We start from the raw sequence: 22,189 nt of genomic DNA on the forward strand, positions 1-22,189 counted from the left end.
TTACCTCATCCATGCTGCATATATGGGGTCTTCGCGCGCCATGTCATCATAGAGCCAGACCATCCGGTCGATGAACCACATCTTGCCGCCGAAGGCGAGCGCAAGGCCGAAGAGCGTCAGCCCGCCCGCATGGGTCCAGAGCCCCCAGACGAGAAAGAGCAGCCCGGCGGCCGCCACCCAGACCAGCAGTTGCGCCATCCGTTCGTGATGGGGCGGGATCGGGCGCTCGGCACGCGCCAGCCAGACGCGCTCACCCATCACGCCGCGTGCCGGCCAGGACCGGGTGGATTCCGGCGGACCGAAAGCGCGTGGATTGATCGCGGTCCAGAACGCGATCAGCCCCAGCGGCAGGAGCGTCCACCAGCCCATCGCGGGCGCGAACCACAGGACCAGCGTCACGGCGGGCAGGATCGGGATGCGGGTCCAGACGCTCCACGGGTTGGCGTGGCGCGCCCAACCCTCTTCGTCGAGCCGGTGCAGCGCGGCCAGCCGGTCCATTATGCTCATCGCGAGAGGTCCCGCATCGCGCCGGACAGGCCCTGCAGGGTCAGCGGGAACATCCGGTCCTCGAAAATCTGGCGAATCATGCCGACCGACTGGGTGTAGCGCCAATGCGCCTCGGGCAGGGGGTTCAGCCAGACATGCGACGGCCATTGCTCGCGGGCGCGGGTGAGCCAGACATGGCCGGCCTCCGCGTTCCAATGCTCGTTCGCGCCGCCCGGCTGGACGATCTCGTAGGGCGACATGGCCGCGTCGCCGACGAAGATACATTTGTAGTCGCGGCCGAAGGTGCGCAGGATTTCGGCCGTGGCCACCTGCTGGTCGTGCCGGCGGCGATTGTCCTTCCAGACGCCCTCATAGAGGCAGTTGTGGAAGTAGAAATGTTCGAAATGCTTGAACTCGCTGCTCGCGGCGGAAAACAGTTCATCCATCTGCCGCACATAGGCGTCCATCGAGCCGCCCACGTCGAGGAAGAGCAGCACCTTGACCGCGTTGCGCCGTTCCGGCCGGGTCTGCACGTCCAGATAGCCATGCTCTGCCGTGGCGCGGATGGTGCCGGACAGGTCGAACTCCTCCGCCGCGCCGTCGCGGGCCCAGCGGCGCAGCCGTTTCAGGGCGACCTTGATCGTCCGCGTGCCCAGTTCCACGCTGTCATCAAGATTGCGGAACTGGCGCTGGTCCCAGACCTTTACCGCGCTTTTGTGCCGGCTTTCCTTCTGGCCGATCCGCACCCCTTCGGGATTGTAGCCTAACGCCCCGAAAGGCGAGGTGCCGGCCGTGCCGATCCATTTCGAGCCGCCCTGATGCCGCCCGGCCTGCTCTTCCAGCCGTTTCTTCAGCGTTTCCATGAGCTTGTCGAAACCGCCCAGCGATTCGATCAGGGCCTTTTCCTCTTCGCTCAGGTGCTTTTCGGCCAGTTTGCGCAGCCAGTCTTCGGGCAGTCCCTGCGGGCCGGTTCCGGTGCCGTCCGGTCCTGCGCCGCCCGACAGGCCCTTGAAGTGGGCGGCGAAGGCGCGGTCGAACCGGTCGAGGAACCGCTCGTCCTTCACCATCGCCGCGCGGGCGAGATAGTAGAACGCTTCCGGGTCGCGCGCGGGCACATCCGCGTCGAGCGCTTCGAGGAAGGTCAGGAACTCCCTGAGCGTTACCGGAACGCCGCCGTCTCGCAAGGCAAGGAAGAACCCGAGAAACATCGGGTTTCAGCCCAGCAGGTGGCCGAGCAGGATCGACAGGAACAGCCCCGCCACGGCAAAGGCGAGCCCGTGGGCGGCGGCATATTGCAGCCGGTCCTTGGTGTTGCCACCGGCGCGCTTGGCGCGGACATAGCCCCATGCGACGCCGATCAGTGCGGCGACGAGAATGATCATGGTCTTTCCTCTCTGGTCTGAAGCAGGGCGGCCTCGGCAAAGGCGTCGATCTGGTCCTGGGCCTCGCGGATCGCGGCGCTGGACGGACCGAAGGCGAAGCGCGCCCATTTCAGACTGTCTTCCTGTGCGGCCGCGGCGCTTTGCATCTGTCCGCGCGCCTCGAACACGGCCGCCTGAATGGCATGGAGACCGGACAGAAGCAGCGCATTTTCAGCCGCGCGGGCGGCGGGCAGGGCTTCCTCGGCCAGGCTGAAGGCTATGTCGTTCTGCCCGTCGGCCAGCGCCACCACCGCCAGATGCATCGCCGCCTGCGCGGCGCGGATATCCACGCCACCGGCTGCGCGGCGGAACATGTCATAGGCCCGCACGAATTGCAGCGTCGCGGCGGACGCATCCTGCCGCAGATAGAGCCGCCCGAGCGCCAGATGGGACACGCCGAGCCGGTGATCCTGCGGCCGCATGGCCTGACCGAGTTGCACCGCTGCGCGGGCGCCGTTCTCGCGCGTTCCGCGCCGGTTGCGGCGGTCGAGCGCCTGTTCGATCGCCTCGTCCCAGCGGGCATTGGTGGCGGCTTCGGCAACAGGGGCGCGCCCGCCTTTCGGGTTGGTGCGCGCCAGCACGCGGGGCAATTGTGCGGCCATCGCGGCCCGCGGCATGCCGGAGCGGAATTCGGGCTGGTAGATGGTCCGCAGCACGGTCATGTCGAAAGGTGTCAGCACGGAATGGAAATTGTCGTCGTTGAAGACCGTGTCGGAGAGCCGGTAGACATCATTGACCGGCCCGAGCGCCTGCGCGACCTCCTCATGCAGGCAGTCGCGAACTTCCTGCGGGGGGCTGTCGTCGGGGATGAAAATTCCGACTGTGCCCATGGTGCGCAGGTCGCGCCAGTCGGTGCGGTTGCGGCGCCCCTGTTTCCGGAAAACCTCCCATCCGTCCACACCGGGCGCGATGAAACAGGCGGCTCCGGGCGCCACGCGGTTCATCTGGGCAGACGGCACAAGCTGGATATGCATGTCGGCCCGCGCGACGTCGCCGGTCAGCGCAATGTCGATCCCGGCCTCGGCCCGCAACCGCGCGATCAGCCCGTCAATCTCGGGGCGGTAGGCGCGCAGACCCTCGGAGCGAAGCGCAATCCGAACCGGGCGCTCGTAGCGCAACAGGCCCGGCAGCGGATCACCGTTTTCCAGCTGGAAAGCCAGTTCGAGAATGTCATTTGCCAGCATCCGGTTCGACCGCGCGACACCTTGCGGGCGGATTTGCGTGGGGAACCGCGCCACGGTAACGCTTTGAGCCTGCGGGCGCTCGGGCGACGCCGGCGCGGGCAATTCGGCACAGGCCGCGGCAAGGAGCGGCAGCGCCAGAGCAAGGCCACGGCCCCACATCAGGCGGGCCGCCGGTAGACGATGAAATCGGACTTCTTGCCGATCCGGTCGTAAAGCTGCCGCGCGGTCGCGTTGCCCTCCTGCGTCAGCCAGTAGATCGACGGGCAGCCGGCTTCATCGGCCGCGGCATAGACATGTTCGATGAGGGCCCGCCCTGCGCCGGTGCCGCGTGCCTCGGGCGCGACATAGAGGTCCTGCAGATAGACCGTGTTCTCCACCCGCCAGCAATGGCGGTGAAACAGGTAGTGGACGAGCCCGACCGGCACCCCGTCCCGCACCGCCAGACGGCCGTGGAACTCCTGCGGATCATCGCTGCAAAGCCGCCGGAAGGTGGTTGCATAGACCGGCTCGGGCACGGTCGCTTCGTAGAAGTCGAGATAGGCGGTCCAGAGCCGACGCCAGTCGGCCTCGTCAGCCGGGGTGAGCGGGCGAATCGCAAGCGTCATTGCCGGCCCCGCGCCATGAAGGCGAGCCGTTCGAAAAGTTGCACATCCTGCTCGTTCTTCAGAAGCGCACCATGCAGGCGGGGCAGGGCGGTTTTCGGGTCGCGGCTCAGGTCCTCGGCCTCCAGATCCTCGGCCAGAAGCAGCTTCAGCCAGTCGAGCACCTCGCTCGTCGAGGGCCGCTTGCGCAGACCCGGCGTTTCCCGGATCTCGAAAAACTGGGTGAGCGCGGCGTTCAGGAGCCGCGGCTTGATGCCCGGGAAATGCACGTCGACGATCCGCGCGAGCGTTTCCTGATCGGGGAAGCTGATATAGTGGAAGAAACAGCGCCGCAGGAAGGCGTCGGGCAATTCCTTCTCGTTGTTCGACGTGATGATGACGATGGGGCGCTGGCGCGCGCGGACGGTCTCTCCGGTTTCGTAGACGAAGAACTCCATCCGGTCGAGTTCCTGCAAAAGGTCGTTGGGAAACTCGATATCGGCCTTGTCAATCTCGTCGATGAGCAGCACCACGCGCCCCTCGGCCTCGAATGCCTCCCAGAGCTTGCCCTTGCGGATATAGTTCGACACATCGCTGACCCGCGGGTCGCCCAACTGGCTGTCGCGCAACCGGCTGACAGCGTCATATTCATAGAGCCCTTGCTGGGCCTTGGTGGTGGATTTGACCGACCATTCGAGCATCGGCAGGTCGAGCCCGCGGGCCACCTGCCGCGCCAGTTCGGTCTTTCCGGTGCCGGGCTCGCCCTTCACCAGAAGCGGGCGCTCCAGCCGAATCGCTGCATTGACGGCGATCCGCAGATCCTCCGTGGCCACATAGTCGTCCGTGCCCGAAAATTGCATGATTGCCCGCCCCGATTGCCTCTCGGGGCCAAGACTATGGGTGGCGCGGGGCGGGTTCAAGCACACATATCCCGCGTGACATTCCCTCCAAATCTGTCTATGACCGCCCCATAAGGGGTTAGGACCGGCGCAGCGACCGGCGCGAAAAGACCCGTCGCAGGCAAAGGTCCCAGCAGTCGGAGTGATGCTTGATGAAAGCAGAGACTATCGAGGGCGACACCTACCGCCCTTCTGAAGACGAACCGTTCATGAACGATCGTCAGAAAGCCTATTTTACCGCCAAACTGATCGCCTGGAAGCAATCTATACTTCAGGAAAGCCGCGATACGATCGAAGGTATGCAAATCGGGACTCGGAATATTCCCGATGTTGCAGACCGCGCGTCCGAGGAAACGGACCGTGCGCTGGAACTGCGTACACGCGATCGTCAACGCAAGGTGGTCTCCAAGATCGACGCAGCCCTGCGCCGCATCGAGGAGGGAACCTACGGCTATTGCGACGTGACCGGAGAGCCGATTTCGCTTAAACGGCTCGAAGCCCGGCCGATCGCGACCCTGTCGCTTGAAGCGCAGGAACAGCATGAGCGTAAGGAAAAGGTCCATCGCGACGACTGATCGCGATGACCGCTGACCTGGGCCGCATCCCCGCCAAGGGGAGGCGGCCTTTTTGTTTGCAGGACCAGAAATTGCCGGGTCCGGACCGATGACGCGCCCGCCCGGGCGTGCCAGACTGCGCGGCGAAAGGAGCCCGCATGGCTGATCCCCTCCCGCCACCGCTTGCAAAAATCCGCATCCTTGAATTTGCCGGCCTCGGGCCGGGGCCGTTTGCCGGGCAGCTTCTGGCCGATCTCGGCGCGGACGTGATCGTTGTCGACCGGCCGGTTCCGAACCCGCTGCGCCCTGCCGGCGCGGTCGAACGCCGGGGCAAGCGCTCGATTCGTCTTGACCTGAAACGTGCCCGTGACCGCGATGTCGCCCGCGCGCTGATGGGGCGTGCCGACGCGCTGATCGAGGGCAACCGCCCGGGTGTGATGGAACGGCTCGGCCTCGGACCGGATGTGGCGCTCGCGGAAAATCCGGCGCTCGTCTACGGGCGGATGACCGGCTGGGGGCAGGCGGGGCCCTATGCCGGAATGGCGGGCCATGACATCAACTATATCGGCGTCACCGGCGCGTTGCAGGCCATGGGTGATGCCGACAGGCCGCCGCCGCCGCCCCTGAACCTTGTCGGGGATTTCGGTGGGGGGTCGCTCTTTCTGGCGCTCGGCCTGCTGGCCGGCGTGATTGCGGCGCGCGAGAACGGGCAGGGTCGGGTGGTCGATGCGGCGATTTGTGACGGCACCTCGGCGCTGATGGGCATGATCCATTCGCTGGCCGGCGCGGGTGCATGGGATGCGGCGCGGGGCGCCAACCTGCTCGACGGCGGGCGGCCCTATTATCGCTGTTATGGGACCCGCGACGGCCGGTTTATGGCCGTGGGCTGTATCGAACCACAGTTTCACGCCGAAATGCTGGCCCGCCTCGGGATCGACCCCGACAGCTATGGCAACCAGAACGACCCGGCGTGTTTTGCGGCGCAGGCGGCGCAGCTGGAAAAAATTTTCGCCAGTCGCGACCAAGCCGACTGGGCGGCGCATTTCGCCGGATCGGATGCCTGTGTGACGCCCGTGCGGGCGCTCGACGAGGTGATGGATGATCCGCATATGGCGGCACGTGCGGCGCTGGTGGCGCGCGGCGACACGCAGCACCCGGCCATTGCCCCGCGCTGCGGTGGAGCGGTTGACCCGCCCGATCTGTCGCCTGAAGGCGGCGCGACAGCGGACATTCTCGGTGAACTGGGTCTTCCGGTCGATTTTCTTGACAGCGAGGGCACTGCATGAGCGGCAACAGGAGCATCACCGTTCTGGGCGGCGGAATCGGCGGGCTTGCGGCCGCGATCGCGCTGGCTCGCCGCGGATGTGCCGTGGACCTGATCGAGCAGGCGGACGCGCTGTCCGAGGTCGGTGCGGGGCTCCAGATCAGCCCAAATGGCGTCGCGGTGCTGGAAGGGCTCGGGCTGCGGGACGCAGTTGCCGTGGTCGCCGGCCAGCCGGAGGCCGTGCATCTGCGTGATGGGCGGAGCGGTCGCCGCGTGGCAACCGTCCCCTTGGGCCGGCAGATCGAGATGCGGCATGGACGGCCGTTCTGGCAGATCCACCGTGCGGATCTGGTCGGCATTCTGGCTGACGCCGCGCGGCGCGAGGGCGTGTCCTTGCAACTCGGCCGGCGGATCACGGGCATCGCGCGCGACGATGGGACTGACGGACCTGTATTGCTGAAAGATGCGGCTGGCCAGACCAGCACGCATGGCACGCTGGTCGCGGCGGACGGTGTACGCTCGCGTGTTCGCGCCGCGCTTTTTGGCGGCGAGCAGGTCCGGTTTACGGGGCAGGTAGCATGGCGCGGGCTGGTTCCGATGGCGGCCTTGCCCGCGCCCCTTCCCGATGCCGCGCAAGTGTTCATGGGTGCGGGCCGGCATCTGGTTGCCTATCCGCTGCGCGGGCGCACGCTGGCCAATATCGTCGCGGTGGAGGAACGGGCCGACTGGACCGAAGAAAGCTGGACCCGTGGCGCCGATCCCGCCGATGTGCGGGCCGCCTTTGCCGGATGGGCGCCGGAGGTCTCGGCCCTCCTCGACGCGCTGCAGGACTGTTTCGTCTGGGGGCTTTTCGATCATCCGCCGCTACGCGACTGGGCGTCCGGACGCGTGGCGCTTCTGGGCGACGCCTGCCACCCGATGCTGCCGTTCATGGCACAGGGCGCGACCATGGCGCTCGAAGATGCCTGGGTGCTGGCGGCCGAACTGGCCGGGTCACCGGACGATCATGGCGCCGCGCTCCGCGCCTACAGCCGCGCGCGTCTGGCGCGGGCGACCCGTGTGCAGGCGACCTCGGCGGGCAATGCGAAAATCTATCACATGGGGTCCGGCCCGGCGCGGCAGATCCTGCATGGCGGGATGCGGCTGGTCGGTCGCAGCGCGCCGGGTCTTCTGGAGCGGAAATTCGACTGGATCTACGGGGCCGATGTGACCCGCACCCACCCCTGAACCGTCAGAGCGCCAGTTCCACCCAGATCGGCACATGGTCGGAGGGCTTTTCCCGCCCGCGCACATGGCGGTCGATCTGGCAATCCACCAGACGGTCGGCGGCCGCTGGCGTCAGCAGGAAATGGTCGATGCGGATGCCGTCATTCTTGTTCCAGGCACCGGCCTGATAGTCCCAGAACGTGTAATTCATCGGCGCGGCGTCGCGGGCGCGGAACGCCTCGGTGAAGCCGATATTCACCACCCGCCGCCAGGCCGCCAGGCTTTCGGGACGGTAGAGCGCATCGCCCCACCAGTCTTTCGGGCGCGCCGCATCGTCGGGTGCAGGGATGATATTGTAGTCACCGGCCATCAGCGCCGGTTCTTCAGCATCGAACAGTGCCTGTGCGCGGTCGAAAAGCCGATCCATCCAGGCGAGCTTGTAGTCGAATTTCGGTCCCGGAACGGGATTGCCGTTGGGCAGGTAGAGCCCGCAGACGCGCACCGCGCCCTCGTCCCCGATGACTGTCGCCTCGATCCAGCGGGCCTGTTCATCGTCGGGATCGCCGGGCAGGCCGCGGGTCACATCCTCGATCGGCAGGCGTGACAGGATCGCGACGCCGTTGAAGCTCTTTTGCCCGTGGGTTTCCACATGGTAGCCCAGATCCTCGATCGGTTCGCGCGGAAAGTTTTCGTCTATCGATTTGATTTCCTGCAGCAAAACCACGTCGGGCTTGCTTTCCGACAGCCAGTCCAGAAGGGCGGGCAGACGCGCCTTGATCCCGTTGATGTTGAAACTGGCAATGCGCATGGACGGTCCCCGGATGGCTTTGGCGTGGTGTGACTGGAGGGGCGAGGCTATCCCGCGGGACCTGCCAGCGGCAAGGCGGAACCGGCCGTGATCGGCATCATGGTTAACAAAATGGAAAGACGGGACGCGGAAACTGTGGCCGGACCGCGCGCGGAACGGTTTCGCGCGGGCAGGCAGGGGGCGTGTGCGCATGGCGATCCTGAAACTCCATGGCGAGCGGCATACCGGTACGCGGGCGATGCTCGCGATGATCCGGCGGGCGGGTCAGGTCTCCTTGCCGGGGCGGGGGCCACTGACGGGAGCAAGGACGGCGGAACAGGCGGAGCTTGATGCCGCGATCGAGAGCCATTTTCGCGGCAGTTGGCGGCGGTTGCACCGAGAGGCCGCTCGGGAGGAGGCCGCTGCCGGCCGGTCCGCGCTCCACGCATGGAAACATGCCGCACCCCGCCATGATCCGTCTTTCGCCGCGCTGGACATGCGGCTCCTGCTGACGGTCCGCGATCCCTATGCCTGGCTCTGGTCGCTCTACCGGCGGCCCTACCATATGGCCGGACCTCCCGCACGGAGCCTGATCGATTTCATCGACCGGCCCTGGCGGCTCTCGTCCCGTGACGGGCTCGGGCACCTGCTGCGGTCGCCCGTCGACCTCTGGCAGGCCAAGATCCGCGCGGCACAGGCCTGTGCTGCTGCCTGCAAGGCGGTCGGGCAGCCCGTGGCGTGGATCAGGTTCGAGGATTTCGTGGCGGATCCGGCCGCCAGTCTGGGTGGGGCGCTGCGGGCGCTGGACCTGCCGGATGGCGGGCTGGACCCGCTGCCGCGATCAACGAAGCGGGATGGGCGCACGCAAGCGCAAATCGCGGCAGATGTTGCAGCCTTCGATCCGGTTGCGGTCATGGGAGAAGCAGCATGCGCACGCATCGCCGCGCGCCTGTCACCCGCGCTCTGCGTCGAATTCGGCTACCGCCACAGCGTGACGGAGGCTGTGCTGCAACGCCACGCTGCCGAGTGACGGCGGCGGATCAGATAGAAAAGCTGGTCCCGCAGCCGCAGCTTGATGTGGCATTGGGATTGTCGACCGTGAACCGGGCACCGATCAGCTCATCTGTGAAATCGATGGTCGCATTGGTCAGGAAGGGCAGGGAAACCGGGTCGATCAGCACTTTCTGCTCGCCCCGTGCCAGCACCAGATCATCCGCCTCGGCCGTATCGGCGAGCGTGATCTCGTACTGGAAGCCCGAACAGCCGCCGCCCTCGACCGCCACGCGCAACGCCTTGCCCGCGCCGCCCTGATTGATCTCGGCAATCTGGTCGAACGCGCGGTCCGTCACTTTGGGGGGAAGGGAAAGCTCCATCTTTCGGCCCGTCTCTGCATCCTGTAGAAGATGCCATAGATAAGGCGCGCCCCCAAGGGCCACAAGGGTTGAGAGATCAGATGTTTGCGAGCTATGCCTCCTTTCCGGAGCAGAGCCGGGGACGGTTGTTTCAGGAGGAGGGATCGGCGCACCGGTCCTGTTTCCAGCGCGACCGCGACCGGATCATCCATTCCTCCTCGTTCCGGCGGCTCAAGCACAAGACGCAGGTCTTCGTCGAGCATGAGGGCGACTATTACCGCACCCGGCTGACCCATTCGATCGAGGTGGCGCAGGTGGCGCGGACCATCTCGGGGGTGTTGGGGCTGAACGCGGAACTGACCGAGGCGGTCGCACTTGCCCATGACCTTGGCCACACGCCCTTCGGCCATACCGGCGAAGACGCGCTGCACGAGATGATGATCCCCTATGGCGGCTTCGACCATAATGCGCAGGCGATCAAGATCGTGACCCTGCTGGAGCGCCATTATGCCGATTTCAACGGGTTGAACCTGACCTGGGAAACCCTTGAAGGCATTGCCAAACATAACGGCCCGGTGGAGGGTGCGGTGCCCTATGCGCTGGCCAATTATGTCGGCCAGCACGATCTGGAACTGGGGACCTATGCCAGCGCCGAGGCGCAGGTCGCGGCGATCTCGGACGATATTGCCTACAATAATCACGATCTCGATGACGGCCTGCGCGCGGGCCTGTTCACGGTCGAGCAACTGTGCGACCTGCCGATCATCGGCCCCTGTTTTGCAGAGGTGGACCGCAAGCATCCGGGGCTCGATCCGGCGCGCCGGCAGCATGAGGCGCTGCGTCGCGTGTTCGGCGTGATGGTCGAGGATGTGATTGCGCAGACGCAGGCCAACCTTGACCGCATCGCGCCGGAAACCGCGCAGGACATCCGCGAATGCGGCGAGCAGGTCGTGGCCTTCTCCGCTCCTGTGCAGGAGGATCTGCGCACGATCCGGGCCTTCTTCTTCAAGAACATGTACCGTCACTGGAAGGTGCGGCGGATGCGGCGCAAGGCAGCGATCATCGTGAAGGAGATGTTCGAGATCTTCTTCGACGATCCCGGCATGCTGCCAGACGAATGGCAGGTCTGGGCCGGCAAGGGCGGCGAGGTCCAGCAGGCTTGGGTCATTGCCGACTATATTGCCGGCATGACGGACCGTTACGCGCTGCAGGAATATAACAAACTGACAGACCCGATGATGCGGGTCTGACCCGCGCTGCGCGACCGGATCGGGGCCATTGCCTGTGGCCCCGGCACGACCCCTGTGCTATGGCCGCGCGCACAGATAAGACGGATGAGACGATGAACCTGTTTGCCGATATCAAGACCCTTGTTTTGCAGTCGCTTGACGCGATGGTGACCGCGGGCGACCTGCCCGAGGGGCTCGACATGTCCAATGTCAGCGTCGAGCCGCCGCGCGATGCAAGCCACGGCGACATGGCGACAAATGCCGCGATGGTGCTGGCCAAACCTGCGGCTCGGAAACCGCGCGACATTGCCGATGCGCTGGCCTCCCGTCTGGCCGAAGATCCGCGGGTGGCAAGCGCCGATGTAGCGGGGCCGGGGTTCCTGAACCTGCGGCTCGATCCGGCGCTCTGGTTCTCGACCATCGTGACCGCGCTGGACCACGGTACCGATTTCGGCCGGTCCGACATGGGCAAGGGCCAGAAGGTCAATGTTGAATTTGTCTCCGCCAACCCGACCGGGCCGCTCCATGTCGGCCACACGCGCGGCGCGGTCTTCGGCGACGCGCTTGCCGGCCTGCTCGATTTCGCGGGCTATGACGTGACGCGCGAATATTACATCAACGATGGCGGCGCGCAGGTCGATGTTCTGGCCCGTTCGGCCTACCTGCGCTACCGCGAGGCCAATGGCGAGGCGGTCGAGTTTGTCGACGGCACCTATCCGGGCGACTATCTGATCCCGGTGGGGCAGGCGCTGGCTGAGAAATATGGCGACAGCCTTATGGATGCGCCCGAGGATGTGTGGCTCGACGATCTGCGCAGCTTCGCGACCGACGCGATGCTCGATCTGATCCGGGCGGACCTCAAGGCTCTGGGCGTCGAGATGGACGTATTCTTCTCGGAAAAATCGCTCTACGGCACCGGCCGGATCGAGGCGGCGCTTGAAGATCTCGACAGCAAGGGACTGATCTACGAGGGCGTGCTGGAGCCGCCCAAGGGCAAGACGCCCGAAGATTGGGAGGCGCGCGAGCAGACGCTCTTCCGCTCCACCGCGCATGGGGACGATGTGGACCGGCCGGTGAAGAAATCCGACGGGTCCTGGACCTATTTCGCGCCGGACATCGCCTATCACTATGACAAGGTCACACGCGGCTTCGACAGTCTGATCGACGTGTTCGGCGCCGACCATGGCGGCTATGTGAAGCGGATGAAGGCGGCGGTCGCGGCCCTGTCCGACGATCGCGTGCCGCTCGACGTGAAGCTGACGCAGTTGGTGAAGCTCTACAAGAACGGCGAGCCGTTCAAGATGTCGAAACGTGCAGGCACTTTCGTGACGCTCCGCGATGTGGTCGATCAGGTTGGCGCTGACGTGACCCGCTTTGTCATGCTGACGCGCAAGAACGACGCGCCGCTCGATTTCGACTTCGACAAGGCGATGGAGCAGTCCAAGGACAATCCGGTTTTCTACGTGCAATATGCCCATGCGCGGGTGCAGTCGCTGCTGCGGCGCGGGGCCGAGGCCGGGATCGACACGAGCGCGGCCGCGCTGTCGGCAGCCGACCTGTCGCGGCTCGGCCATCCGGCGGAACTGGCTCTGGCGCAGAAGCTGGCCTCCTGGCCGCGCCTGCTGGAACTGGCGGCGCAGCATCACGAGCCGCACCGCATCGCCTTCTATCTCTATGAATTGGCGTCGGAATTCCACAGCCTGCAGCATCTGGGCAAGCTCGAACCGGCGCAGCGGTTCCTGGTCGACGGGGATGCCGCTACGTCCTCGGCCCGGCTGGCACTTGCCGCCGCCGTGGCGGTTGTTATTGCCGGCGGGCTTGGTATTCTGGGAGTCACCCCGGTCAACGAGATGTAAAAACGTCCGACGCATATTTCGGGGTTGGAGCAGTGGCGCATACAAGATAAAGTGTGCGTGTCTAAGATTGGGGCCCTATGCAGGACGAGTTCATCGACGAATCCGATCATGCGGCGACCCGTGGTGGTCTCGGCGGGCTGATGGTGACGGCCGCCCGCTTCGGGCTGGCCATCCTGTCGGTCAGTCTGGTTGTGGGAATTGTGATCTGGTCATACCGGCTCGGCGTGCGCGACGCGTCCGAATTGCCGGTGATCCGCGCCGCCGAGGGGCCGGCGCGCGAGCGCCCGATCGACCCGGGTGGCACGCAAACGGCCAATCAGGGGCTCGCCGTCAACGATGTTCTGGCCTCCGACACGCCGCCGAGCGTGTCCGCGGACACGAGCACCGCTCCGGCGCCAACGGCTCTGGCGGAGGAAGATGTGCCCGGGGCCGCGCTCGACACGACCGTTCCGGTGCCGGTTCTGGCCAATCCGGACGAGGCGACGGCGAGCGCGACCGCAGCACTGGCCACCGCGTCCGGCCCCACGCCGCTCGAAGCTGAAGCGAGCGACAGTTCCGCGCTTGATGCGAGCGAGGCTGATGAAGAGGTGGTCGAGGTAACGCCAGATCCGCGCTTCCCGCGCCCGGTGTCGCGCCCGGCGACCCTGTCGGGCGGCGCGCCGGCCCAGCAGTCCGAAATTGCCAATCTGATCGCGGGAAATCTGGCCGAACCGGTGGCCGAGACCGGCACGGAAGTTCCGGCCGGTGACGCGCTGATCCAGATCGGCGCTTATGCGAGCGCCGATGTGGCCGATGCCCAGTGGGACCTGATCCGCCGCGAAAACAGCGATCTGCTCGGCTCGAAGGCCAAGATCATCGAGGAAACCCGCATCGGCGGGCAGACGCTCTTCCGCCTGCGGGCGCGTGGCTTTGCCTCCATGGCCGAAACCGAGGCCATCTGCGCGGCGCTTCAGGCGCGCAAGGTGCCCTGCATCGCGACGCGGGCCGAGTGATGGCACCGCGGGCCGCCATATTCGGAACGAGCGGGCCCGACCTGACGCCGGACGAGGCCGCTTTCTTCCGGGATGCGGACCCTTGGGGGTTCATTCTCTTTGCCCGCAACATCGACACGCCCGCGCGCCTGACGCGTCTGACGGCTGACTTGCGCGACAGCGTGGGCCGCGATGCGCCGGTCCTGATCGATCAGGAAGGCGGGCGGGTGGCGCGGATGCGCGCGCCGCACTGGACGGAAGTGCCGCCCGCGCTCGACATGGCGGACATGTTTGCCGCCGAGCCGCAGAAACAGGCGGATGTGATGCGCGCCCGCGGCCGGTTGATCGCGGCCGAGTTGCGCGCGGTCGGCATTGACGTGAACTGCGCACCGCTCGCCGATGTGGCGCGCCCCGAGACCCACGCCGTGCTGCGCAACCGCTGCTACGGCCATGACGCGGACACGGTCGCGCGGCTCGGTCGCGCGCTGGCCGAGGGGCAGGCGGAGGGCGGTGTCGCGTCGGTCCTGAAACATATGCCGGGGCAGGGGCGGGCCGATCTCGACAGCCATGCCGACCTGCCGCGGATCGAGACCGACCGCGCGACGCTGATGGCCGAGGATTTCGCACCGTTCCGGGCGCTGGCCGACCTGCCGATGGGCATGGTTGCCCACTGTGTCTACTCGGCGATCGACCCTGCGGCCCCGGCCAGCCAGTCGGCCCTGGTGACGGACCTGATCCGCGCCGATCTGGGTTTCAGCGGCCTGCTGATGACCGACGATATCGGGATGGGGGCTCTGTCCGGCACGGCAGGTGCCCGCAGCCGCCGCGCGCTCGCGGCCGGTCTCGACATGGCGCTCCATTGCAATGGCGAGATGCCCGAAATGGTCGATGTTGCCGACAACGTGCCGCGCCTCGCCGGTGTTGCGCTGGCGCGGGCCGATGCAGCGCTTGCCGCGCGCCCCGCAACGGGTGCCGATCCGGCCGAGGCCCGCGCATGTCTGGACGAGTTGACAGGGGAGAGCCACCATGCCTGACGATCTGTCACCGCGCGACGCTGCGCTTGATTTCGACGGCGATGCCGCGCCCATCGTCGATGTCGAGGCCCGCCGCGCGTCCGAGGCGCTGCTCGTCGACGTGGACGGCTACGAGGGACCGCTCGACCTGCTGCTGACGCTCGCGCGCACCCAGAAGGTCGACCTGCGGCGCATCTCGATCCTGCAGCTGGCCGAGCAATATCTGAAATTCGTCGAGCAGGCGAAACGGCTCCGCATCGAACTGGCGGCGGACTATCTGGTGATGGCGGCCTGGCTGGCCTTCCTGAAATCGCGCCTTCTGCTGCCGCCCGATCCGGCTGACGAGGGCCCCTCGGGCGAGGAACTGGCCGCTCATCTGGCCTTCCAGCTTGAACGGTTGGAGGCGATGCGCCGCGCCGCCGCGCGGTTGATGGGCCGTGACCAGCTCGGCCGGGATTTCTTCGCGCGCGGCGAGACGGAGACCATGTCCCACCGCCGCAAGGTGACCTATTCGGCGACGCTTCTCGACCTGATGCAGGCCTATGCGCGGATCAAGACGCGCGATGATTTCGAGCCCTTGCACCTGAAACGCGACAAGGTCCTGACGATGGAGCAGGCGCTTGACCGGATGAAGGGGCTGATCGGGCACGCCATCGACTGGGGCGACCTGTCGCAATATCTGCCCGACGCCTGGACCAAGGACCCGAAGGAGCGCCGGTCGGCCATGGCGGCGACCTTCGCCGCGTCGCTCGAACTGGTCAAATCGGGCGATCTGGAAATCCGGCAGGCCGAAACTTTCGCCCCGATCCAGTTGCGCCGCAAAGGAGGACGCGATGCCTGACGATCTCAATCCGAACGCAACGGCTGAAGCGGGTTCGACCGATACGGCCTCGCTCTTTGCCGCCCCGCCGATGGGCGAACAGGAACGGATGGTCGAGGCGCTGCTCTTTGCCTCCGCCCAGCCCATGTCGGTGCGCGAACTGGCCGCGCGGATGCCGCATGGCTGCGACCCGGCGGAGGCCATCGTGCACCTGCGCAAGCGCTACGAGGGGCGCGGTGTGAAGCTCGTCCGCGTCGACGATGCTTTCGCCTTCCGCACCGCGGCCGATCTGGGCTTCCTGATGAGCCGCGAGACCGAGGAGAAACGCAAGCTATCGCGGGCCGCGATCGAGACGCTGGCGATCATCGCCTATCACCAGCCCGTCACCCGCGCCGAGATCGAGGAAATCCGCGGCGTGTCCGTGTCGCGCGGCACGATCGACCTGCTGCTGGAACTGGAATGGATCCGCATCGGGCGGCGGCGGATGACGCCGGGCCGGCCCGTGACTTTCGTCGTCACACAGCATTTCCTTGATCATTTCGGGCTGGAAACGCCGAAAGACCTGCCGGGTGTGCAGGAATTGCGCGCCGCCGGTCTGCTCGACAACCGCCCGCCGCCGGGCATGTCACCGACGGGCGAGGCCCCGCTCGGGGATGATGCGGACGAGGTGGACGAGGACGAGGATCAGGACGAACTGTTCGAGTGAGGCCCGTCAGGACGCCGGCGGCGTCTTGAAATGTTTGGACAGTTTGAGCCCCTGGCCCTGATAGTTTGACCCCATGTCGGCGCCGTAAAGAATGTCCGGCCGCTCCAGCATCCGCTCATAGACCAGCCGCCCGACATCCTGCCCGTGCTCCAGCACGAAGGGCGCTTCATGGCAGCGCACCTCCAGCACCCCGCGTGACCCGCTGCCGCCGGCGGCGGCATGTCCGAAACCGGGGTCGAAGAAGCCAGCATAGTGAACGCGGAACTCGCCGACGAGCGCCAGATAGGGCGCCATCTCGGCTGCGCAATCGGGCGGCACATGCACGGCTTCCCGGCTGACGAGGATATAGAAGGCACCCGGGTCGAGCACCACATGTCCGCGCGGTGCGGTCACCGGCTCCCAGAAGTCGGCCGGGTCGTAATGGCCGATCAGGTCAAGATCGATGAGGCCGGTATGCGGTTTTGCGCGGTAACCCACGACATCGCCGATCGCGTCGGACAGGTCGACGGAAAAGCCGAGACCGTCATCGATATGGGCGGGGCCGTTGACGAGCTGTTCGGCGGCATTCAGCGCCCGCAGCTCATCGTCGGAATAGACCGCCTGGCCACGGCGGAACCGGATCTGGTTGAGCCGCATGCCGGGGCGGGCGAGGGCCGAGAAGGAGCGCGGCGAGATTTCTGCGAAAAGCGGACCCTGATAGCCCGCCTCGATCCGGTCGAACTCGGTCGCGCGGTCGGCGATGAGCCGGGTGAACAGGTCGAGCCGCCCGGTCGAGCTTTTGGCATTTGCCGCCGCCGACACGTCGCCGGGCAGCGCGAGGGCTTCCTGCAGTTCCACCAGATAGACGCAGCCCTTTTCGAGCACCGCCCCGCCGGAGAGGTCGATTTCGTGCATCTGGAACTCGGGCAGCCGGTCGGCCACGCGGCGGCCGGCGCCCGGCAGGAACGAGGCCCGCACGCGCCAGGCGCGCTGTCCGAGCCGCAGGTCGAGGCTCGCGGGCTGGATCTGGGCGTCGATGATCGGGGTGTCGGCCCGGATCTCGCCTTCGGCGATCATCCGGCGCAAGGTCTGCGAGGGCAGGACGCCGTGGCGTTCTGTCATGTCGGTCTCCGCTGCAAGGATTGGCCAGCCAGACGGGGAGATGGTCGGGCTAGCGGGATTCGAACCCACGACCTTTCGTCCCCCAGACGAACGCGCTACCAAACTGCGCTATAGCCCGACTGAGGCGTGTTATATCCGGCTGGCCGCCCGTGGCAAGGTCGAAAGCGCGGGCGGCCGGTTTCATTTTCGCATTTCGTCGCGCAGCGCTTCGAGCCCGCGGATCACCTCTTCGAGACGGGCCTTCTGCTCGGCCGGCAGCGCGGCGGCTTCGGCCTTTGCGGCCGCTTGTGGCTCGTCCAGAAAGCTGGGCTGGGTCATTTCGGGTTCCATGGCGATTTCCTCGACGGTGGGGGACGGGTCGGAGGCGGGGGCCGGCGCCGCAGGTGCAGGCGCAGCCGGTGCATCGTCGGGGGCCGAACCTTCGGCACCGAGCGTGATGATGTGGCGCTGGCCCTTGTCTTTGAAGACCTTCTGCACGCCCTTGATCGTCAGCCCCTCGGTATAGAGGAGCGTCTGGATGCCGCGCAGCAGGTTCACATCTTCGGGCCGGTAATAGCGCCGCCCGCCGCCGCGTTTCACGGGGCGGATCTGGCTGAACTTGCTTTCCCAGAACCGGAGCACATGGGCAGGCACGTCCAGCGTCTCGGACACTTCGGAGATGGTCCGGAACGCCTGGCTGGATTTTTCCATCGCCGGCCTCAGCTCTTGTTGCCGGCGTCGACCCGCTCTTTCATGAGGTGGGACGGGCGGAACGTCAGAACCCGCCGCGGCTCAATCGGAACCTCTTCACCGGTCTTGGGATTGCGCCCGACACGGGCGTTCTTGGAGCGGACGGAAAAGGTTCCGAAGGACGAAACCTTGACGCTTTCACCGTTGACCAGCGCATCCGACATATGGCGGATGACGCTTTCGACCAGATCGGCGGATTCGTTTCTCGACAGCCCCACTTCGCGAAACACGGCCTCGCTGAGGTCCATGCGCGTCAAAGTACCTTCACTCATATCGATACCTCCCGATACGGGAAAACGATATTGGGTTTCATGAAAGAGAGTCAATAACAACGGCTTGCACGCCGTCGTTCAAATCCCTTACCAGCGGATTGTCGCCGCTCCCCAGGCAAGGCCGCCGCCGATCGCTTCCATCAGCATCACGTCGCCGCGCTTGATCCGCCCTGCCGCATGCGCGGTGGAGAGGGCAAGCGGGATGGATGCAGCGGACGTATTGCCGTGATCCTGCACCGTGACCACCACCTTTTCCATCGGGATGCCCATCTTTGCGGCCATCCGGCTGATGATCCGCAGGTTGGCCTGATGGGGCACCACCACATCGACATCGGCCGAGGTCAGGCCAGCGGCTTCAAGCGCCGCTTCACCGCAGGCGGCGAGCTTCGAGACCGCATGTTTGAAGACCTCCTGGCCCTCCATTTTCAGCACGCCCGCGGTCTGGGTGGAGGAGACGCCGCCGTCGACATAGAGGAGGCTGTTATACTGGCCGTCGGAATGAAGGTCCGTCGACAGGATGCCGCGATCCTCCGGCCCGCCCGTGCCCTCCTGTGCCTCCAGGATCAGCGCGCCCGCGCCGTCACCGAAGAGCACGCAGGTGCTGCGGTCGGTCCAGTCCATGATCCGGGAAAAGGTTTCCGCGCCGATCACCATGACGCGCCGCGCCTGGCCGGACACGATGAGCGCATTGGCATTGGCGAGCGCATAAAGGAATCCCGCGCAGACCGCATGGATGTCGAAGGCGAAACCGGACGTCATGCCGATGGCCGCCTGCACGCGCGTCGCGGTGGAGGGGAAGGTCTGGTCGGGTGTGGCGGTGGCCAGCACCAGCGCGTCGATCTCCGATCCGTCGATACCTGCGTTCGACAGGGCCGCGCGGGCGGCATGGATCGCAAGATCGGAGGTCAGTTCCCCGTCGGCCGCGAAATGGCGGCGTTCGATCCCTGTCCGCGCCCTGATCCACTCGTCCGATGTGTCCAGCGTTGCCTCAAACTCGGCATTCTCGACGACACGTTCGGGCAGGTAATGCCCGCAGGAGAGCGGAACGGCGCGGATCGGTTTCATGGGGCCTCGTCTGCTTTCGGACCGGTCCCCTCTGTCTGATCCGGCGGTTCTGCCGCCGGGTCTTCGTCGGGCCGGTCTTCTGATATGACTGCAAGTCCGCTGGCCACACGGGCCGCGAGCTTGTCTGAAAATCCGGATTGTGCCAGCCGGAAGGCCAGCTTGATGGCGGCCGAGACGCCCGTCGCGTCGGCCCCGCCATGCGATTTGACCACGATACCGTTGAGGCCGAGGAACACCCCGCCATTGACCCGGCGCGGGTCGATGCGCTTTTGCAGCCGCCGCAGAGAGGTCAGCGCGAACAGCGCTCCGATGCGCGACAGCGGCGAATATTGGAACGCATCGCGCAGCATCCGCGAGATCATCTTGGCGGTGCCTTCGGCGGTCTTGATCGCGACATTGCCGGTAAATCCGTCGGTCACGATGATGTCGACCTTGCCGGACGGCATGTCCGTTCCCTCGACATAGCCGATATAGTCGAAGTCGGACCGGTCCGCGATGCCGGCGATCAGTTCGGCGGCCTCGTGCAACTCGCTCCGGCCCTTGTGATCCTCGGTCCCGACATTCAGGAGCCCGACGCGCGGGCGCTTGATGCCGAACCCGTTGCGCGCATAGGAGGCGCCCATAACCGCATAGGTCATCAGATCCTGCGCGTCGGCACGGATATCGGCGCCCACGTCGAGCATGATCGCGTAGCCCGCCTCGTTGCGGGACGGCCAGAGGATCGCAATGGCAGGGCGGTTGACGCCGGGCACCTTGCGCAGGGCCAGCATCGACATGGCCATCAGTGCGCCGGTATTGCCGCAGGACACGGCAACGGTAGCCTCTCCGGCAGATACGGCGTCGAGCGCGCCGCGCATGCTCGACTCCTTGCCGCTGCGCAGCGCGCGGGACGGTTTCTCGTCCATCGCGATGACGCGGGTCGTGTGGCGGATTTCGGTGCGCGCAGCCAAAGCGGGCCGCTTCTTCAGAAGCGGCCCGATCTGTTCTTCGTCCCCATGGACGAGAAAGCGGATAGCGTCATTTTTCTGGGCCGACTTCTGCATGCCGCCGATCACGGCGGCCACGCCTTTGTCGCCTCCCATCGCATCGATGGAAATCACGACACTTCTGTCGCCCGTCGGTTCTGCCCGGTCATCCGTCTCCGTCATACCGGAACAGTCCCGTCAGCCAGATTATGCCGCGTCTTCGTCCAGGTCGACCAGATCGGCCGAAGCGACGACTTCACGGTCGGCATAGTGACCGCAGGCGCCGCAGACGTGATGCGGACGCTTCAGTTCGCCGCAGTTGGGGCATTCGTTGGGGTTGCCAGCCACGAGCGCATCGTGGGCACGGCGCATACCACGCTTGGAGCGGGTGATCTTACTCTTAGGGACAGCCATATCTAGACCTCAAGCATTTTTGGGGCCCAGGCCCCTCTTTGCCGGTGCCACAAGCATCGCGCAAGCGTGGCGCGACATCCCGTGGGAAACCGAACAGGAAACGAAGCCGGGAAAATAGCGATATTGGCGGGGTCCGCAAGTCTTTTCTGACGATTTCATGAACCGCCCTCCAACTTGCTTTTCAGCGCCGCCAGTCCGGCAAATGGTTTGGCATCATCATCGGTCATCGGCGTGACGCCGGGCGCGGCGAACTGGGCGTCCTCGAGGCGCGCACCGGGCACGCGCGGATAGTCGGGCAGGGCCAGCGCCAGCGCTTCCATCGCCACCAGACCAAGGTCGATCCGCTCGCCCAGCGGCTCCAGATCGATATCCTCGTCGGTCAGTTCGACCTCCAGATCCGTCGCGTCTGCCATCGCATCGGGCTGGTAGATCCGGCTCACGCCCGTGTCGACGCGGGTCTTGACCGGTTCGCCCGTGACCACGCAGGCCTGTACGACGGTCGCCCCCAGATTGCCCTTCAGCCGCCAGCCCTTGCGCCCGGAGGGGCGGATATGGCCCTCGAACCGCATCTTGCGGACCGAATCGGCACCCAGAACGTCCGCCAGCGCGCGTTCCTCGTCCGCGGTCGGCTTCAGATCGAACACATGCTCGCCATTGGAGCGCAACCGTGCCACATCCAGCGGCCGGCTGAATTCCGGTGTTTCTGAGGGGAAATCGGGCGTTTTTGCCATAGGGTTCTGACCGGTCATTGGCGCGGGCCGCACCGCGCGGGCACAACCTCGTTCCTTGAATGTAGATCACGCAGGGGGTAGGTGAGCAAGAGCAACTTGGGTGACTGACGACGATGATTCCGACGACGATCCGAAAATCCCTTCTGGCCGCCACACTCCTGTCGGGGGGGCTTCTGGCCGGCTGCGCGCCGACGAGCCAGGTGCACGGGTTCGTCCCCGACCGTTCGTTATTGCAGTCTCTCATCATCGGCGTGGACACGATCGAGTCGGTCGAGACCGAGATCGGCCGCCCGTCGAGCGCGGGCATCCTCGGCGACCGATCCTGGTACTATGTCGAAACGCGGATGGAGCAATATACCTACAATGCGCCACGTGTGGTCGACCGCCGAGTGGTGGAAATCACCTTCGATCAGGCCGGCGTCATCCGCGGAATAAACGAATACGGGCTGGAAGACGGGCGGATCATCAATCTGACAACCCGCACCACCGAGGCCCGCGGCACCGAGTCGAACATCCTCGGAGAGATCTTCGGCAATATCGGCAATATCGACCCGTCGCAGCTGCTCGCGGACCAGTAATCGCC

The 22,189-nt window shown here is 65.9% G+C and carries 26 protein-coding genes and 1 tRNA gene; 11 read left to right on the plus strand and 16 right to left on the minus strand.

The features are described 5' to 3' along the window. From GSH16_RS08455 to GSH16_RS08475, 6 genes are read right to left on the minus strand one after another with little or no spacing between them, the layout of a single operon-like run. Nucleotides 1-507, minus strand: a complete 507-nt coding sequence (locus tag GSH16_RS08455; protein WP_160853994.1) for a DUF6653 family protein — start codon at nt 505-507, stop codon at nt 1-3. Further along, nucleotides 504-1,694 carry a vWA domain-containing protein gene (locus GSH16_RS08460; RefSeq protein ID WP_160853996.1) on the minus strand — a complete coding sequence of 397 codons (1,191 nt, stop codon included), beginning with the start codon at nt 1,692-1,694 and terminating at the stop codon, nt 504-506. Before GSH16_RS08460 ends, GSH16_RS08455 begins: the two co-directional genes overlap by 4 nt. 6 nt (nt 1,695-1,700) lie before the next feature. Continuing rightward, nucleotides 1,701-1,868: a hypothetical protein gene (locus GSH16_RS15770; protein WP_205524044.1), complete on the minus strand. Its 168-nt coding sequence runs from the start codon at nt 1,866-1,868 to the stop codon at nt 1,701-1,703. Beyond that, entirely contained in the window at nt 1,865-3,250 is a 1,386-nt protein-coding gene (locus tag GSH16_RS08465; protein WP_160853998.1) for a DUF2927 domain-containing protein, read from the minus strand. Before GSH16_RS08465 ends, GSH16_RS15770 begins: the two co-directional genes overlap by 4 nt. Continuing rightward, a complete protein-coding gene (locus GSH16_RS08470) occupies nt 3,250-3,696 on the minus strand; it encodes a GNAT family N-acetyltransferase (protein WP_160854000.1) in 447 nt (148 codons plus the stop codon). Before GSH16_RS08470 ends, GSH16_RS08465 begins: the two co-directional genes overlap by 1 nt. Then, nucleotides 3,693-4,532 (minus strand): AAA family ATPase, encoded by an 840-nt coding sequence (locus tag GSH16_RS08475; RefSeq protein WP_160854002.1) that lies wholly within the window; start codon nt 4,530-4,532, stop codon nt 3,693-3,695. Before GSH16_RS08475 ends, GSH16_RS08470 begins: the two co-directional genes overlap by 4 nt. Before the next feature lie 191 nt (nt 4,533-4,723). Between GSH16_RS08475 and dksA the strand changes: the two genes are divergently transcribed. From dksA to GSH16_RS08490, 3 genes are all read left to right on the plus strand, one after another. Next, entirely contained in the window at nt 4,724-5,146 is a 423-nt protein-coding gene (gene dksA / locus GSH16_RS08480) for an RNA polymerase-binding protein DksA (protein WP_160854004.1), read from the plus strand. 137 nt (nt 5,147-5,283) lie between these two features. Then, nucleotides 5,284-6,411 (plus strand): CaiB/BaiF CoA transferase family protein, encoded by a 1,128-nt coding sequence (locus GSH16_RS08485; protein WP_160854006.1) that lies wholly within the window; start codon nt 5,284-5,286, stop codon nt 6,409-6,411. Next, nucleotides 6,408-7,616: an FAD-dependent monooxygenase gene (locus GSH16_RS08490; protein WP_160854008.1), complete on the plus strand. Its 1,209-nt coding sequence runs from the start codon at nt 6,408-6,410 to the stop codon at nt 7,614-7,616. The genes GSH16_RS08485 and GSH16_RS08490 overlap by 4 nt, the downstream gene beginning before the upstream one ends. A gap of 4 nt (nt 7,617-7,620) precedes the next feature. Here GSH16_RS08490 and xth read toward each other — a convergent pair whose 3' ends face one another. Beyond that, nucleotides 7,621-8,403 (minus strand): exodeoxyribonuclease III, encoded by a 783-nt coding sequence (gene xth / locus GSH16_RS08495; protein WP_160854010.1) that lies wholly within the window; start codon nt 8,401-8,403, stop codon nt 7,621-7,623. 190 nt (nt 8,404-8,593) lie between these two features. On the opposite strand from xth, the gene GSH16_RS08500 reads away from it, so the two are divergent. Then, nucleotides 8,594-9,412 (plus strand): hypothetical protein, encoded by an 819-nt coding sequence (locus tag GSH16_RS08500; protein ID WP_160854012.1) that lies wholly within the window; start codon nt 8,594-8,596, stop codon nt 9,410-9,412. A gap of 10 nt (nt 9,413-9,422) precedes the next feature. On the opposite strand, the gene GSH16_RS08505 is transcribed toward GSH16_RS08500, so the two are convergent. Next, nucleotides 9,423-9,755: a HesB/IscA family protein gene (locus tag GSH16_RS08505; RefSeq protein WP_160854014.1), complete on the minus strand. Its 333-nt coding sequence runs from the start codon at nt 9,753-9,755 to the stop codon at nt 9,423-9,425. 80 nt (nt 9,756-9,835) lie between these two features. Between GSH16_RS08505 and GSH16_RS08510 the strand changes: the two genes are divergently transcribed. The 6 genes from GSH16_RS08510 to scpB all read left to right on the plus strand — a co-directional run bounded on the left by GSH16_RS08510 (nt 9,836) and on the right by scpB (nt 16,329). After that, on the plus strand, nt 9,836-10,984 hold the full coding sequence (locus tag GSH16_RS08510) for a deoxyguanosinetriphosphate triphosphohydrolase (RefSeq protein ID WP_160854016.1): 1,149 nt from the start codon (nt 9,836-9,838) through the stop codon (nt 10,982-10,984). Nucleotides 10,985-11,076: 92 nt separating this feature from the next. Beyond that, nucleotides 11,077-12,819 (plus strand): arginine--tRNA ligase, encoded by a 1,743-nt coding sequence (gene argS, locus GSH16_RS08515; protein ID WP_160854018.1) that lies wholly within the window; start codon nt 11,077-11,079, stop codon nt 12,817-12,819. Nucleotides 12,820-12,896: 77 nt separating this feature from the next. Then, entirely contained in the window at nt 12,897-13,811 is a 915-nt protein-coding gene (locus GSH16_RS08520; RefSeq protein WP_160854020.1) for an SPOR domain-containing protein, read from the plus strand. After that, complete coding sequence (gene nagZ / locus GSH16_RS08525; RefSeq protein WP_160854022.1) at nt 13,811-14,824, plus strand: beta-N-acetylhexosaminidase; 1,014 nt, start codon at nt 13,811-13,813, stop codon at nt 14,822-14,824. The genes GSH16_RS08520 and nagZ overlap by 1 nt, the downstream gene beginning before the upstream one ends. Further along, nucleotides 14,817-15,644 (plus strand): segregation and condensation protein A, encoded by an 828-nt coding sequence (locus tag GSH16_RS08530; protein ID WP_160854024.1) that lies wholly within the window; start codon nt 14,817-14,819, stop codon nt 15,642-15,644. Before nagZ ends, GSH16_RS08530 begins: the two co-directional genes overlap by 8 nt. Next, nucleotides 15,637-16,329, plus strand: coding sequence for an SMC-Scp complex subunit ScpB (gene scpB / locus GSH16_RS08535; RefSeq protein WP_160854026.1), 693 nt, complete (start codon nt 15,637-15,639; stop codon nt 16,327-16,329). The genes GSH16_RS08530 and scpB overlap by 8 nt, the downstream gene beginning before the upstream one ends. Nucleotides 16,330-16,335: 6 nt before the next feature. On the opposite strand, the gene GSH16_RS08540 is transcribed toward scpB, so the two are convergent. The 8 genes from GSH16_RS08540 to GSH16_RS08575 all read right to left on the minus strand — a co-directional run bounded on the left by GSH16_RS08540 (nt 16,336) and on the right by GSH16_RS08575 (nt 21,606). After that, complete coding sequence (locus GSH16_RS08540) at nt 16,336-17,430, minus strand: 2'-deoxycytidine 5'-triphosphate deaminase (RefSeq protein ID WP_160854028.1); 1,095 nt, start codon at nt 17,428-17,430, stop codon at nt 16,336-16,338. 41 nt (nt 17,431-17,471) lie between these two features. Then, nucleotides 17,472-17,548 (minus strand) — tRNA-Pro (locus GSH16_RS08545). A 62-nt stretch (nt 17,549-17,610) separates the two neighbouring features. After that, nucleotides 17,611-18,120 (minus strand): MerR family transcriptional regulator, encoded by a 510-nt coding sequence (locus GSH16_RS08550; RefSeq protein ID WP_160854030.1) that lies wholly within the window; start codon nt 18,118-18,120, stop codon nt 17,611-17,613. Between the two features lie 8 nt (nt 18,121-18,128). After that, a complete protein-coding gene (gene ihfA, locus GSH16_RS08555; RefSeq protein WP_160854032.1) occupies nt 18,129-18,431 on the minus strand; it encodes an integration host factor subunit alpha in 303 nt (100 codons plus the stop codon). 87 nt (nt 18,432-18,518) lie between these two features. Continuing rightward, a complete protein-coding gene (locus GSH16_RS08560) occupies nt 18,519-19,496 on the minus strand; it encodes a beta-ketoacyl-ACP synthase III (RefSeq protein WP_160854034.1) in 978 nt (325 codons plus the stop codon). Then, nucleotides 19,493-20,644 (minus strand): phosphate acyltransferase PlsX, encoded by a 1,152-nt coding sequence (gene plsX, locus GSH16_RS08565; RefSeq protein ID WP_160854036.1) that lies wholly within the window; start codon nt 20,642-20,644, stop codon nt 19,493-19,495. Before plsX ends, GSH16_RS08560 begins: the two co-directional genes overlap by 4 nt. A 24-nt stretch (nt 20,645-20,668) precedes the next feature. Then, entirely contained in the window at nt 20,669-20,875 is a 207-nt protein-coding gene (rpmF, locus tag GSH16_RS08570) for a 50S ribosomal protein L32 (protein WP_160854038.1), read from the minus strand. Nucleotides 20,876-21,030: 155 nt separating this feature from the next. Continuing rightward, nucleotides 21,031-21,606, minus strand: coding sequence for a YceD family protein (locus GSH16_RS08575; RefSeq protein ID WP_160854040.1), 576 nt, complete (start codon nt 21,604-21,606; stop codon nt 21,031-21,033). Nucleotides 21,607-21,719: 113 nt separating this feature from the next. Between GSH16_RS08575 and GSH16_RS08580 the strand changes: the two genes are divergently transcribed. Further along, on the plus strand, nt 21,720-22,184 hold the full coding sequence (locus GSH16_RS08580; RefSeq protein ID WP_160854042.1) for an outer membrane protein assembly factor BamE: 465 nt from the start codon (nt 21,720-21,722) through the stop codon (nt 22,182-22,184). Nucleotides 22,185-22,189: the final 5 nt, after the last annotated feature.

Origin of the sequence: Oceanomicrobium pacificus (assembly GCF_009833495.1) — a bacterium.
GTDB lineage: Bacteria > Pseudomonadota > Alphaproteobacteria > Rhodobacterales > Rhodobacteraceae > Oceanomicrobium > Oceanomicrobium pacificus.